Source organism: Mesotoga sp. UBA5825 (assembly GCF_002432955.1).
Taxonomy (GTDB): domain Bacteria; phylum Thermotogota; class Thermotogae; order Petrotogales; family Kosmotogaceae; genus Mesotoga.
This window is the reverse complement of sequence record NZ_DJHG01000069.1, coordinates 121,212-134,382: the sequence shown is the minus strand read 5'-3', so window position 1 is coordinate 134,382 and position 13,171 is coordinate 121,212. Positions and strand designations below refer to the sequence as shown.

Sequence of the window (13,171 nt, the reverse complement as noted above, 5' to 3'; positions counted from 1 at the left end):
TTGACGATTATGAGTAATAGGGAGCAAATAATGCCAATTGTGCTCGTCAGCTTGAATTTGATGGGGTGCAATCATCAGAAAAAATTTTTTTCATGATCCGAAATTCTAGCGATTTTTGCACAGTTCTTCCAAAACTGTCGTGCTATTATCTTTGTAGGAATCGATTGCCAACTTTCCCTGGTTGTAGTGATGGACAGGTTAGGCGTTGAAATCTGTAGATTCATATAGTCATGTATTGATAGGAGGAGGATTGACAGTGTCTACTGTTGTGACTTTTGGGGAAATAATGATGCGACTTGCAACTCCATTAGGAGAGAGGTTTGAGCAAACTAAGAACTTCGAGGTTGTCTATGGGGGGGCGGAGGCTAATGTTGCTGTCGCGATTGCGCGTTATGGAGGTAAGAGCTGCTTCGTCTCGAAAGTATCGGACGATCAGTTCGGAGATGCGGCCAAGGGAAACATTTCGATTCATGGGGTGGACACCAGTCATGTTCTGAAAGGCAGCGGTAGATTAGGCAAGTACTTCTACGAACCCGGTTACTCTCAAAGGCCTTCAAAAGTGATCTACGACCGCGACGACTCGGTTTTTTCGAACTCCAAACCCGAAGATTTCTCGTGGGAAGAGATCTTCGATGGAGCGTCTTGGTTCCACTTTACTGGTATCACTCCGGCTTTAAGTGACCGATTGATCGCCATTTGTGAGATTGCCCTAAAGGAGGCAAAGTTAAGAGGAATAACTGTTTCATGCGATCTAAACTACAGAGCGAGGCTTTGGACCAAGGAAAAGGCGAAGAAAGTGATGACTGAGCTGATGAAATATGTCGATGTTCTCTTTGCAAATGAAGAGGACAGCGAATCTGTCTTCGGTATTAGAGCCGAAGACACAGACGTGAGCGATGGTCGCCTGAGTGTTGAAGGTTACAAAGATGTCGCAAAGAAACTCAAGAAAAGGTTTGATCTGAAGGCGGTTGCGATTTCTCTTAGGGAGAGTATTAACGCGAATTTCAACAGATGGTCGGCCTCTCTTCTATACGGTGAAGAGTTCTTGCTTTCAACGAAATACGACATAAACATAATTGACCGTGTTGGAGGAGGAGACGCATTTGCTGCGGGACTTATCTTTGGACTTGACAGCTCGTGGGAGCCAAGGAAAGCGCTTGAATTCGGTGTGGCCGCTTCCTGTCTGAAGCACACAATAACGGGAGACTTCAACATCGTTTCCAGAGACGAGGTTGAGAAACTACTTGGAGGAAATACCTCGGGAAGAGTAGTCAGATAGGATGGAGACCCAAGACTACCTGCAAAGGTGCAACAGATGTGGTTTTGAGCACAGTAATTCGAAGCGGTTAGCACGCTGTCCGGAGTGTAGAAGAACGCTCAAGTATATGTACGAAAGAGTTGGAGGGGTAGCTCCTTCTGATTTTTCCGAAAGGGGTATCTGTGGACTCTGGAGGTTTCATCGATTGCTGCCAGTTAGCGATCTGCGATCCATTGTGACCCTCGGAGAGGGAGGTACTCCGTTGAATGAAAGTCAAAGACTCCCTAGGACGCTTGGCTTTTCGGGAAGACTCTTCCTGAAGGATGAAACACAGAATTACACGGGTACAAACAAAGATCGCCCGGCTACCCTTGAAGTCACCAAAGCTCTTGAGAGCGGAGTTGAGGCTATCGATGTTGCTTCAGATGGCAATGCGGGGCCGGCAGTTGCCGCATATTCCGCTAGAGTAGGTCTCGAGTGTACTGTAGTAATGCCGGACAACACACACCGGTCGAAAGAAATACTCAGGCGATGTTATTCGGCGCGAGACTTGTTCTGGTTAGGGGTAGTAGTGTGAGCGAATGCATAGATCTGATAGAAGAGCTCACTGCTTCTTCCAACTGGGAAAACCTGACAACGGCGACTTCGGTAAACCCATACCATATCGAAGGGACAAAAACTGCCGCCGATAGAGAGGACTTTGGGTAAAACACCCCCGATTGGGTGATAGTTCCGGCAGGTGGCGCCAGTTTTGCAGCCGCAACCTGGAAAGGCTTCACGAAATTGAGGAGCGCTGGGATTATTGACAGGGTTCGAGAATCTTGATCGTTAAGGCAGAAGGATGCGCACCGGTGGTTAGGGCATTCAGAGGAGGAAGCGACAGGATCGAGAGGTGAGAGTACCCGAATACGAGTGCAACTGCGATAGGTGTGCCTTATTCTCTCGACGGCGATTTGGCACTCGAGGCCATATTTAGCTCTAACGGATTTGCACTCTCTGTGTCTGATGAAGAGATGGTAAAGGCAGTTAAGCTGTTGGCGAAGTACGAAGCCTGTTTGCCGAACCAACCGGAGCCGCGTCTGTTGCAGGATTTATCAAAGCCCATCGAGCTGGAATAGTTGGTAAAAGTGATTCTGCCGTTGCAATAATAACTGGGACTGGGCTGAAAACCATTTCGGCTTTCAAATCAGTCCTTGCTCATTCGAAGATTGTCGGAAGAGACAGTTCTGAGCTTAAAAGAGCCATAGTTGAGAATTAAGAAAGTCGTAAAGACGGAACTCTCAAGGAAGTCTGGAGTAGTCTGGACAATGAGCTGAAACAGTTATCGTACATTCTCGGGCAAAGGAGACCAGAGAATCGTGGTTTCATGAAGGAGTCGCGCAATAACGCTCCAGAGTCCTGGCTCTCGAAGAATCATCGCTTTGGCGCGAGAGGTTCACCGGTATTTTCCCGCAAGAAGTCTAGTTGATTTATTTTCATACGAAAATCGACCTGAGTGAATTGTCGGTGCTATCACATCCTATTCTTTCTGTTTTCAAGAACCTCGACTATTGCGGAATCGATGTTCGACATCCCTTTGGAGAGCAGAAGCTGTATATTCTCAATAGATCTGTCTAGAGTTGGAGCTATGAAACCCTGATCTGAGTCGATTCCAAGGTTGTTCAGTGAAAGCATCGCGGAACAATAGGCTTCATGTCCTCCAAGGCCTGCCTTCAGGGCGCAGCCTTCTTTGGCACCATCACACATTATTCCCGTTGTGCTCGAAAGGATTGTAAGCATTGCCTGTTCAATGTGCTGTCTTGATCCTCCAAGAAGATATACTATGCCCGCTGTTGCCCCCGTTCCGGCAGCTGTTACACATCCACAGATCGGGGCTACCCTTCCCAACTTTTTCTTGATATAGCCGGAAAACAGGTGGCTTATGGCAACTGCTTTAGCGATATCCTCCTTCCTTTTCTCAAAGTGCAGACCCGTGAGCGCAACAGGGAGAGTCGTAACTATTCCCTGATTCCCGCTTCCTCCGCTACTCATTACTGGAAGCGGAGCACCGGACATTCTCGCAGCCGATGCTGCAAGACAGTATCTTCGAATCTTATATCCAAGACCATCTTCGTTGTAACTACTGCCTTCTCTTGAAGACAAGATTTTATCAAGTCCAAATCTTGCGATATCAAGATTCATATCTATCCCTTCGAAGATCTTACCTATCTCTCTGTTGTTCATTGCTTCGACCGAATCAAAAACTTCATCAGGAGTGAAATCAATTGTGGCAGAAGGTATTGCCTGCTCCTCAATTGGGAGAGGCATTCCATCGATCTCGATCATCGAGACATTGGTGTGACTACCGGATATCGTGCACCGCACTACATGGTTCTCATCTTCTACGACCGCTTGTATAAACACCCCAGTACGATCAGGATCGCACCTAACGGAGACTGCGCGGTCCTCAATCAACTTTCTGGCAGACTCCACTGACTCAATTCGGCATGGCTTAAGCGCTTCCAGCTGGAGAGCAGCATCTCCACAAATAGCTCCCAACGCAGCCGCAAACTCATTTCCCTTCTCGTTGGTCCCAGGTATTCCAACATACATTCCGTTCTTGTAGACACTCACACTTGTTACAACGCTAATTCTTCTAATGCTACCTTCCAGTTTGCTTGCCGCTGTTGCTGTGCAGAAGGCGACCGCGCCGGGCTCAGTGCATCCGAGTGCAGGCTTCACCTCAGTTTCAAGGTACTCTTCGAGAAAACGCATTCAACACCTCCTCGTCCAGATAATCAAGTCTATCACCGCCCTCAAGTCTGAGGTGACACGATGATCCTTTCATGTTATTACCTATAGAGCAATATACGTATTGTGATCATTGGATCGTAGAGGATCTGAAGCATTCTCATCCAAGCGGAAGCTATAGAAGAAGCGTTGCAACGCTGAAGTAGATGAAAAGTCCAGTTGCATCGACAACGGTTGTAATGAGAGGACTACTGGCGACCGCAGGATCAAGAGATTTATTTGGTCTTGGAGTTGCGATGATATATAATTAATTAATGACGATCAACCGTCTTTTCTGTACTTGGTGGAAGCTATGAGAGCCAATTTCTCTGATCTTTTCACTTCATTAGAGCAGATCACTGAGATCATTACTTCTGGCGGGAGACGCTTTGAGGCTCTTATGATAGCGGGCAGATCCATATCTGCGGATAGTCTGCGCCTTTTTAAGGTCGAAAGTTCCCCAAAGGGCTCATATTCTATCGAGCCAGTCTGCGAATGGAGAAGTGAAGCCTCTGATGTTATTAGAGTGGGGAACGGAAGAGTAGAGAGTGGCGAGATCTATAACCTTAAGAAGACCATCGAAGCAAGGCTTCCCGGCAATACTTCGGAGATCACAGAGAACTCTATGACGATAGATTATTCTGCAGGACAATGTAGATTAATTCTTGTATGCGGAGCTGATTCAAAGAGCAGAGAGTGGAAGGAAGAGGAGAAGAGGTTCCTCAAATTGGTACTTTGTTCAATTCTACTAGAGGCAAGAGGGCGTATCACTGAAAATCATCATGAAGACTGTGAGTTGGCTCTTCAAGAGAGGCTTTTGAGAAGCGATGAACTGCTGAAAAACTTCGAGGGAAATGTTCTTGACATTCTAGCAGTTGCGGATCAACGCTTGATTTTCAAGTATGTGTCACCTTCCGTTTTAAGTACTATGGAGTACTCCCCAGAAGAGCTTTTAGGTACCAATGCGCTTAATCTTGTCGAAAAGAACGATGTTGAAAGGGTTATTGCAGAATCGAAAGCACTTTTTCGAGAGAAGAGACACGGTTCGTTCAGGTACAGAGCAAGAACGAAGAGTGGTCAGGTAATTTGGATGGAGACGGCAGTAAGCCCGTTGTTCGAGGGGGAAAACATCGCAGGTTGGACCATGTCGTCAAGAGAAGTTACGGACGAGATGAAGTTTCAAGCGGAGCTGAAAGCAAGAGACAGTATGATGCTTTTCATGAACGACTTGTACGTTCTCGTTTTGAGCGGAGATAACCTTCAGGAAGCTGCCTCTAAGATTGCAAACCGAGCCTACGAAGAAAAGGGAGTTGTAGGTTGTCGGATTACCTTTAGCGAAGAAGAGCCCTTTGATCTCGAGGTTTCACGAGGAGACACCGAAGTCTTTCCGACAAACGTGAGAACGGACGAAAGAGTGTTCGGTAAGCTTATCAGCAACCACATCTTCGTAGATAATCTGATAGTTGAAGGGAAGGAGTCAAGATACGTCTGTATAGCTCTTGAGTCAAACGATGAAATTGTAGGAACTTTTGAGAGTCTTACAGAAAGAGTAACTGGTCTCACAGAGGAAAGCATAGACCTTTACAGATTGGTCGGCACAACGATATCGCTCTCACTTAGCAAAATTAAGAACCTTGTTATCACAAAGAGGAATCACATCACCTCAGAGTCCTTAAGAAAGGCAACAGAGGCGATTACAAGGGACTTGAACATGAGGACAGTAATTGAATCTATCGTTGAAGGTCTTAGGCAAGTTATTCCGTTTTACAGCGCCGCAGTTGAACTTGTCGAAGGGGACGAGCTTCTCATAGTAGGAGGCAGCTGGCCGGGCAGAGACTGTTTTGTTGGTACAAGATTCACTATGGAGGAGGGAAGTCCAGGTTTCGACGTAGTGAAGAACAAACTGATAGTTCTTGCTGCTGACGCTCAGAAGAAATACCCGCAGTTCAACAAACCGGATTTCTTCTTCATCAAATCGTGGATGGGTGTACCTCTGATTATTGAAGATGAGCCAATCGGGATGATTGCAGTGGACAGTGAGGAAGCGGAGGCCTTCAAGATCCGTCATCTGGAGGCCTTGAAGGCCTTTGCAGATATTGCCGCGATAGGGATAAACAACGCTCGACTCCATGAAAAGGTAAGAGAGCTCTCAATAAGGGACTACCTCACCGGTATTTATAATAGGCGTGGGTTGTTCGAGCTTGGAGAGAGAGAAATCGAAAAATCTAAGCGATACGGAACAGATATGGGGCTCATAATGTTCGATATAGATAATTTCAAGAAATTGAATGACAACCTCGGTCATTTAGCAGGAGACTTTGTTTTGAAGAGAGTGGCGCAGATTTGCAACAGGATTCTTCGGGCAGCCGACATTTTCGGTAGATACGGCGGCGACGAATTCATTGTTCTCTTGCCGATGACGGATGCGCAAAGAACAGAAGAGGCAGCGCTTAGGATATGTCATTCACTTGAAGAATCGGAAATCGTTTTCAACGGTACGCCTATCGATGTGAAAGCAAGCCTTGGAACAGCCTCTCTGGAAGGACACGAAAACGAACTCGAAGATATGATTAAGAGGGCGGACAGGAATCTGTATACATCAAAGGGGCGCGGAGGAAATCGAGTAACCGGGGGACCGGGCAATGGCTAGCAGGGAATGGTAGACTATGAGTGAAAAGCTTAGTGTCGAAGCGCAGTTAAGAGAGAGGAAGAAAGAACTGAGTCTCCTACACAACTTCTCGCGACTTGTGAATGAAGCAGAGGATTCACCCGAGCAAATACTGAAGGGACTTCTAAGGATGTTACCCGACGCATTTCTTGAACCAGAAAATACTTGTGCGGCGATTCTCTTAGAGATAGGGTCTTCGTATCAGAGGTCTTCATGAAGAGCGAACGTTTCATTCGCGAACCAATAAGGATGAGAGGAAAAGAGGTTGGAAGCATCTCTGAATTCTATCGCGGAGAGGGAGAGATAGCTTTTCTTTATGAAGAGGGTCAGATCGTACTTTCGTTGGCGGAACGACTCGGGAAGATTCTTCAAAGAATAGAATCGATGAGAGCTCTTCGTGAAAGCGAAGAACGTTATAGAGTTACGCTTTCAAGTATAGGAGATGCTGTCCTTTCGACAGACGAGTTCGGAATAGTGACATTTGCAAATGAGGTTGCATGTGACCTAATCGGTCTGAATGAAGACAAGATAGTCGGCAAGAGGGTTGGAGAGGTCATGGATATCTTCGGTGAAGATACTGGAGAACCTGCCGAGATTCCCGTGGAGTTCGTTCTGAAAACAGGTAAGAAAATAGGGTTGGTAAATCACACAGGACTAAGATCCAAGAATGGGAAGATTTATTCAATCGCTGATTCGGCAGCACCCATAACAAGGGAAGATGGGGAGACTGCCGGGATAATACTGATCTTTGGAGACATCACTGAGGATAAGAAAGACAGAAGATCAGATCATTCAGAGCGAAGCCAGATATCGCGAACTGATAGAGAAGATGGATGGTGGTCTTCTGATTCTAACAAGTGTAGATGGCGAGACTTTCTTCCTGAAAGACTTCAAATCTCCAAGTAGCGAGAGGAAAGAAGATGGTTTGAAACCCACTGGCAGAGAATTGAAGGCCGTCTTTCAAGGTATCGAAAGAACCAAACTGTATGAAGCGCTTAAGGGAGTCTGGGAGACTGGTATACCAGAGAAGGTTGAAGCTGAGAAGTATCACATGGAAGAGAGCGAGGGCTGGTGGACGAATTACATATATAGACTACCTTCAGGAGAGGTTGTATGCTTTGTTACGACGTAACTGAAGCCATGAGACTTTAGGAATTCAAGGACGAAGCGCACAGTCATCTCTTGGAGCTTTCGAAAGCAGCAGGTGGGAAGGATTCTTTGCTTGATGAATTCATGAAGAAAGCTGTTGAGATTGTGGGTTCTTTTCTGCAGGTTGATCGAGTAGGGGTGTATATGCTGACCGATCTCGGAGAAATTCAACTTGTAATCAGCTTTGATGCCAAGAAAGATAAAGTCAATGCAGAGAAACACCGCGCAATGAACAGAGAGTATGCAAATGAATATCTAGATCTGATTAGACAAGACAGGATTCTGAGTGTGTCAAATCTTGAGATTGAGGGAATTAGTCCGTTCATCGATAGTCTTAAGGAAGTCAGAGTACGATCATTGATCGACATTCCTTTGAAGAAAAGGGGTAGTATTATCGGCTCTCTTTTTTGTGACATGAATACAAAGAGAGAATGGACTCCTGATGAGAAGCAATTTGTTGCATCCGTCGGGGATATTCTTACGCTTGCACATGAAGAAGACGAGCTGATTACCGCGAGCAGCGTTATGGAGACTTCTTCAGAATGAACGGAGCGGTTATGCTGCTTCTAGATCCACCTACGGGAGCCATTATCGATGCAAATGCTGCAGCCTGCGAGTTTTACGAGTTCTCAATTGACGAACTGAAAAAGCTTTCCATTTGGGATCTCGCAACGGATAGCAAGGCGTTGGCAGAAGCAGGAAGACTAGCCACTGGAGAGACGCTTCATGCGGTTACCCGACAAAGACAAGCAAGCGGTACTGTCATAGATGTTGAGATCTTTGCCTCGCCTCTAGGTTCTCCTGGGTTGGAAATGCTTATCCTGATTGTTGTGGACATTACAGAAGCTCTCGCCGCAAAGAGCAAGCTGGCGGAAGCTCTTAGACAGGTAAACGTTGCTCTAGAAGGAGCAGTTGAGTTGGTTAGCAAAGTAGTAGAAGTAAGAGATCCCTATACTGCCGGTTACCAGGAGAATGTTAGTCGATTGGCAACCGCAATAGCAGAGAGACTGAGGCTTGGAGAAGATTCCGTCAGAGCTGTACGAATCGTCGGTCTGCTTCACGATGTGGGAAAGGTTTCTATTCCGGCTGAGATTCTATCTAAGCCCGGAAAGCTAACCGATCTGGAGTGGTCTTTGATAAAACGCCATCCAGTGATAGGTTATCAAATCCTTCGCGAAATGAAGTTGGGAGGTCCAATAGCCGAGATCGTTAAGCATCATCACGAGAGGGTCAACGGAACCATTTATCCTGAAGGCCTCGCAGGATCTGAACTCACGTTGGAATCCAAAATCGAGGCTGTCGCCGATGTGGTGGAAGTTATGGTGTCACACAGACCATATAGGGCATCAAAAGATGTTGGGGAAGCAATCGAAGAGATAATAAAGAACTCGGGGATACTCTATGACAAAGAGGTAGTAGCTGCCTGTATTGATGTAATAGAAGCCGGGTTCAACATTGAAAGGTCTCACTACAGTAGACTCTAGGTGATATGGAGGTAATGGCATGGATGTAGCGATACTGATTCTTGCGATTTTCGGAGGGTTGGTTTTTTTAGGTCTTGCTGTGAAGCTTGCTTTGTTTGGTCTGCGTGTTATCTTCAGCCTTGCTTTTGTCGGGCTCTTGGTCTTTGCTGTGATATGGCTGCTTTCAAAGATCCTTACACTGTTTTAGAAACGATCGTAGCCATAAGAGTTCTATAGATCTTCATCCGTCCTGAAGAGGTTACTCTCCTTCATGAGTAACCCTTTGGCTAGCAGGCCACGAAACTTTTCCATCCGGTTTTTCTTAGAATAGGTATGCGAATTGGTCTTACTTTTCCTTTTTTCAGGGATCATTCAGGAACCCCATTTCGATGATCGTTTTGTTGAAGGCCGTGAATAACCGAGAAGTAGATGCAACTCCTGATGCTCTCCGTTTCATATGAGTTGGGTGCTGTATCCCTGGTTACTGGACCATGCTAGAAGATAGTAGGGGAATGTTAGAAGAAAGGGAAGAGCAAATACCTGTTTGATCATTCTTGGGATTATAGCTGCGAGTTACACAGCTGGTACCGCGTATTTCTTAATGCCCTATGAGGCAGTGGGGGGAGTCACAAGAGTCTCTCGCGAGTTCCGATGGTTTTGAATGCAGATTTGACAATAAGATTCCTATTGACAAAGTGGCAGGTCGAGACTGGGACTGTTTTCTATCTTGGCGGTCAGAGATAAGAACCGTTGTCTCAGCTTCTGAATAGGCTCAAGTTGAAGGTATCGTAAGCTTTCTTGTAGAGATGCCGCTAAGTCTGGCTATTCTTTCTTTGAACATGACTAAGAAAGTTCTTGATGGGAGTTTCAGGATCAACTTGAATCTCGACAGGCCATTCGCCAGTGACGGTTAGGCATCTGCCGATATCATCTCCGGGAGTTCCGTACTCCTTTACCCACAAGACTTCACCCGAGAAATCGATCTTCAAAACAAGAGTCTCTATATATGGCTCATCGTATTTCTTGGAAAGACCGATCATGACTAATCCATCAGATACTCTGATAACACCGTCGATTTCTTCGGTTCTTGCCGTCTCAAAACTTCCCGAAAAAGCGAGAGTTGTGCAAACAACTGCTGTTGCGTACATAAGCAAAGCGAGTATTCTCATCTTTCGCCTCTCATCAAAGATAGATTTCATGCCACACGACTCTTTCTATCTAGAGGTAGTAAAGAACAGCCTCATTATCGGATTGTGATGACTTCTCGTTTGCAGTGGGAAAAACCAGTATGGAAGCGACCTAGAAGCGGCTCTCGCTTATGCATCAAAGGTGGAGTTTGGTTCGCAAAAAAGAAGATATCTGGAGCCGGTAGCGAGAATTTCAGGTCTTTGGTAAAGAGTTTCTTGGATTGGGTTAATGAGTAATATAATGGGTCTATAGCCTGTTGATTCCATTTTGAGAGGGTGATTCTCAATGCTTCAGCTGAAGGAAGTATCAAAAATCTACGAAACCGGTGAACTCAAACAAGAAGCACTGAGTGAAGTCTCAGTTTGTTTCCCAAAAAGTGAGTTCGTTGCCATACTCGGTCCCAGCGGTTCAGGCAAAACTACATTACTGAATATTATTGGAGGTTTAGATAGATGTGACTCGGGTGATCTGGTTGTAGAAGGCAGATCAACCAAGGAGTTCAAGGATTGGGAACTTGATTCATATAGAAACAAAAGCGTTGGGTTCATTTTTCAGAGTTTTGGCTTGATTCCTCACCTTTCCATCCTTGACAATGTTGAGTTGGCTATGACTCTCGGTGGAGTGTCGTCTTCAGAGCGAAAGAAGAGGGCTCTCGGTTTGCTTGAAAGAGTAGGCTTGAACGATCAGGTTCACAAGAAGCCAAGTCAGCTCTCGAATGGGCAGATGCAGAGAGTGGCTATTGCAAGGGCTCTGGCAAACGACCCTGAGATCATCCTGGCCGACGAACCTACTGGATCTCTAGATTCTCTGACTGGCGAACGGACGATTAGGCTAATAAAGGAAGTAGCCAGTGACAAGTTGGTAATCATGGTTACTCATAACGAAAAGATTGCAGAGGATTTTGCTGACAGAATCATCGCGCTTCAGGATGGTCGAATTGTTTCAGACACAAGACCATGCTCGGAAGATGATCCCAAGTCAGAACTCAAACTTAAGAAGACGAGTATGGGTTTCTCGACTGCTCTCAAGCTTTCCGCAACCAATATTCTCACTAAAAAGTGGCGAACGGGACTCACGGTTCTAGCTTCAAGCATTGGCATTATCGGAATTTTTCTTGTTCTTTCGCTTTCAAGCGGTTTTGGAAAACAGCTATCGGGTTTTGAAGCTCAGACTCTATCTACGTTTCCAATAATGATTAGTCAGACAACTATTGACATTGAGTCCCAGAAGCCCCAATTGCTAGAGTATGACGGTCGGTTCGTCTATCCGTATGATCCGAGCGATGAGATCTTGATTCACAACAACGATCTGTCCGAAGAGTATTTGAACTACGTTGAGAGCATAGATCCAAAGCTTCTTTCGGGGTTCACTTACACGCGGCACGTTAACATGAATCTGGTTGCGAGATTCGGAGATATGGCGAAGACGGTAGATCAAACACAGGTGAACTTCACCGCATATCCGGAGAACCGGGATCCCGACACCCCTGGGTATCTGGAAAGCAATTTCGATCTGGTAGCCGGCTCACTTCCAGTAGAGCCAACTGATCTGCTGCTAATAGTAGGCCGAAACAACAGGTTGTCTAAGGAGGTCCTTCAGGCCATAGGAATTGACTATGAAAGAGAGAGAATCGATTTTGGAGATATTCTTGGACTCGAGATTAAGGCAATCTACAACGATGACTTCTACGTGAGGAATGGAATGCGTTTTTCTCCCAAGACGTCTTTGAGCGATCTGATTGAACTGTACTACGGTGACTATGGAATCACTTTAAGGATTGTAGGAATTATTAGGCCAAAGAAGCACATTGAGTTCTCGGTTCTTGATGAAGGAATTACTTATTCCGATCGACTGGCTCAGATGTTTATTGAGAATGCACGGCAGTCTGAAATAGTACGAACTCAGAAGGATCTCTACATCAATGTTTTCACTGGAGAGCAATTCGCTTCAGATCTCTTCAACGTTCTTTCGGTTATCCCGCCCGATATCACGGCCCGTCTTGTCGGGGGGATTTCATTGCCTGTGACAAAGAGGAATACTCTTCAGAAGCTCGGAGCATTTGAGACACCGGTTTCCGTGGTACTTTATCCGAAGGACTTCAAATCCAAGGAAAAGATTCTCCAGCATCTTGATGCCTGGAACGAAGGCAAAGTGGAAAATGAAAGAGCTGTCTATATTGATCTCGCATCAACAATTTCAAGATTGCTGGACGGTGTGTTGAACGCCTCGACACTAGTACTCCTTTCGTTTGCTGCGATTTCACTGGTAGTCTCGTTAATAATGGTCGGAATCATAACGTTCATCTCTGTGACAGAGAGAACAAAGGAGATAGGCATTCTCAGGGCACTTGGAGCAAGGAAGAAGGACATCGGTGCTGTATTCAACGCAGAGAATTTCGTTATAGGGTCATTTTCGGGCGTGATTGGAGTAGCTATCGGCTCATTGCTGGTGCCGGCGATGAATTCGGTAATCGAAAGTTTAACGGGTCTTGCCAATGTGGCTTGCCCCGATCTGATTCATTTTTTGGGGCTCAGTGGAGCAACCATTCTGCTGACAGTTATTGGAGGGTTGATACCCTCAAGGATAGCTGCCAGCAAAGATCCTGTGGAAGCTTTGCGTACTGAATAGGACTCTGCGGTTGAGTCTTAGTCATTTGCGGATGGTCTTCTCCATTTG

General features: G+C 45.9%; 12 protein-coding genes and 1 pseudogene. 10 read left to right on the top strand and 3 right to left on the bottom strand.

Translation table 11 applies throughout. The features are described 5' to 3' along the window. Positions 1–256: 256 nt before the first annotated feature. From B3N33_RS06985 to B3N33_RS06975, 3 genes are read left to right on the top strand one after another with little or no spacing between them, the layout of a single operon-like run. Positions 257–1,279, top strand: coding sequence for a sugar kinase (locus tag B3N33_RS06985; protein WP_292592702.1), 1,023 nt, complete (start codon positions 257–259; stop codon positions 1,277–1,279). A 1-nt stretch (position 1,280) separates the two neighbouring features. After that, positions 1,281–1,835, top strand: a complete 555-nt coding sequence (locus B3N33_RS06980; RefSeq protein WP_349682156.1) for a threonine synthase — start codon at positions 1,281–1,283, stop codon at positions 1,833–1,835. Continuing rightward, the gene (locus B3N33_RS06975) at positions 1,832–1,966 is read left to right on the top strand and encodes a hypothetical protein (protein ID WP_292592698.1); all 135 of its coding nucleotides are present in this window, start codon (positions 1,832–1,834) and stop codon (positions 1,964–1,966) included. The genes B3N33_RS06980 and B3N33_RS06975 overlap by 4 nt, the downstream gene beginning before the upstream one ends. Before the next feature lie 804 nt (positions 1,967–2,770). Here the strand turns inward: B3N33_RS06975 and B3N33_RS06970 are convergent. Together B3N33_RS06970 and B3N33_RS12960 are read right to left on the bottom strand one after the other, a co-directional pair. Beyond that, on the bottom strand, positions 2,771–4,012 hold the full coding sequence (locus B3N33_RS06970; RefSeq protein ID WP_214060471.1) for a serine dehydratase subunit alpha family protein: 1,242 nt from the start codon (positions 4,010–4,012) through the stop codon (positions 2,771–2,773). A gap of 151 nt (positions 4,013–4,163) precedes the next feature. Then, positions 4,164–4,259 (bottom strand): annotated as a pseudogene (locus tag B3N33_RS12960) (magnesium transporter); the annotation flags it as partial. 81 nt (positions 4,260–4,340) lie between these two features. On the opposite strand from B3N33_RS12960, the gene B3N33_RS06965 reads away from it, so the two are divergent. The 6 genes from B3N33_RS06965 (at position 4,341) to B3N33_RS06940 (ending at position 9,515) form a co-directional block, all read left to right on the top strand. After that, positions 4,341–6,677 carry a sensor domain-containing diguanylate cyclase gene (locus B3N33_RS06965; protein ID WP_292592696.1) on the top strand — a complete coding sequence of 779 codons (2,337 nt, stop codon included), beginning with the start codon at positions 4,341–4,343 and terminating at the stop codon, positions 6,675–6,677. 231 nt (positions 6,678–6,908) lie between these two features. Continuing rightward, entirely contained in the window at positions 6,909–7,601 is a 693-nt protein-coding gene (locus B3N33_RS06960) for a PAS domain S-box protein (protein ID WP_292592694.1), read from the top strand. Positions 7,602–7,620: 19 nt separating this feature from the next. Next, positions 7,621–7,827 carry a hypothetical protein gene (locus B3N33_RS06955; protein ID WP_292592692.1) on the top strand — a complete coding sequence of 69 codons (207 nt, stop codon included), beginning with the start codon at positions 7,621–7,623 and terminating at the stop codon, positions 7,825–7,827. A 101-nt stretch (positions 7,828–7,928) separates the two neighbouring features. Continuing rightward, complete coding sequence (locus B3N33_RS06950; protein ID WP_292592690.1) at positions 7,929–8,390, top strand: GAF domain-containing protein; 462 nt, start codon at positions 7,929–7,931, stop codon at positions 8,388–8,390. Continuing rightward, complete coding sequence (locus tag B3N33_RS06945) at positions 8,387–9,328, top strand: HD-GYP domain-containing protein (protein ID WP_292592687.1); 942 nt, start codon at positions 8,387–8,389, stop codon at positions 9,326–9,328. Before B3N33_RS06950 ends, B3N33_RS06945 begins: the two co-directional genes overlap by 4 nt. Before the next feature lie 19 nt (positions 9,329–9,347). After that, positions 9,348–9,515 carry a hypothetical protein gene (locus B3N33_RS06940; protein ID WP_214060835.1) on the top strand — a complete coding sequence of 56 codons (168 nt, stop codon included), beginning with the start codon at positions 9,348–9,350 and terminating at the stop codon, positions 9,513–9,515. 604 nt (positions 9,516–10,119) lie between these two features. On the opposite strand, the gene B3N33_RS06935 is transcribed toward B3N33_RS06940, so the two are convergent. Further along, the gene (locus B3N33_RS06935) at positions 10,120–10,476 is read right to left on the bottom strand and encodes a hypothetical protein (protein WP_292592685.1); all 357 of its coding nucleotides are present in this window, start codon (positions 10,474–10,476) and stop codon (positions 10,120–10,122) included. A gap of 304 nt (positions 10,477–10,780) precedes the next feature. Between B3N33_RS06935 and B3N33_RS06930 the strand changes: the two genes are divergently transcribed. After that, positions 10,781–13,123, top strand: coding sequence for an ATP-binding cassette domain-containing protein (locus tag B3N33_RS06930; protein WP_214060837.1), 2,343 nt, complete (start codon positions 10,781–10,783; stop codon positions 13,121–13,123). The last annotated feature ends 48 nt before the right edge of the window (positions 13,124–13,171 follow it).

Excerpts from the sequence above, each read along its gene's own strand:
- B3N33_RS06980 (WP_349682156.1), top strand. The coding sequence starts at position 1,281 with ATGGAGACCCAAGACTACCTGCAAAGGTGCAACAGATGTGGTTTTGAG.
- B3N33_RS06970 (WP_214060471.1), bottom strand. The coding sequence starts at position 4,012 with ATGCGTTTTCTCGAAGAGTACCTTGAAACTGAGGTGAAGCCTGCACTC.
- B3N33_RS06965 (WP_292592696.1), top strand. The coding sequence starts at position 4,341 with ATGAGAGCCAATTTCTCTGATCTTTTCACTTCATTAGAGCAGATCACT.
- B3N33_RS06960 (WP_292592694.1), top strand. The coding sequence starts at position 6,909 with ATGAAGAGCGAACGTTTCATTCGCGAACCAATAAGGATGAGAGGAAAA.
- B3N33_RS06950 (WP_292592690.1), top strand. The coding sequence starts at position 7,929 with ATGAAGAAAGCTGTTGAGATTGTGGGTTCTTTTCTGCAGGTTGATCGA.
- B3N33_RS06945 (WP_292592687.1), top strand. The coding sequence starts at position 8,387 with ATGAACGGAGCGGTTATGCTGCTTCTAGATCCACCTACGGGAGCCATT.
- B3N33_RS06940 (WP_214060835.1), top strand. The coding sequence starts at position 9,348 with ATGGATGTAGCGATACTGATTCTTGCGATTTTCGGAGGGTTGGTTTTT.
- B3N33_RS06935 (WP_292592685.1), bottom strand. The coding sequence starts at position 10,476 with ATGAGAATACTCGCTTTGCTTATGTACGCAACAGCAGTTGTTTGCACA.
- B3N33_RS06930 (WP_214060837.1), top strand. The coding sequence starts at position 10,781 with ATGCTTCAGCTGAAGGAAGTATCAAAAATCTACGAAACCGGTGAACTC.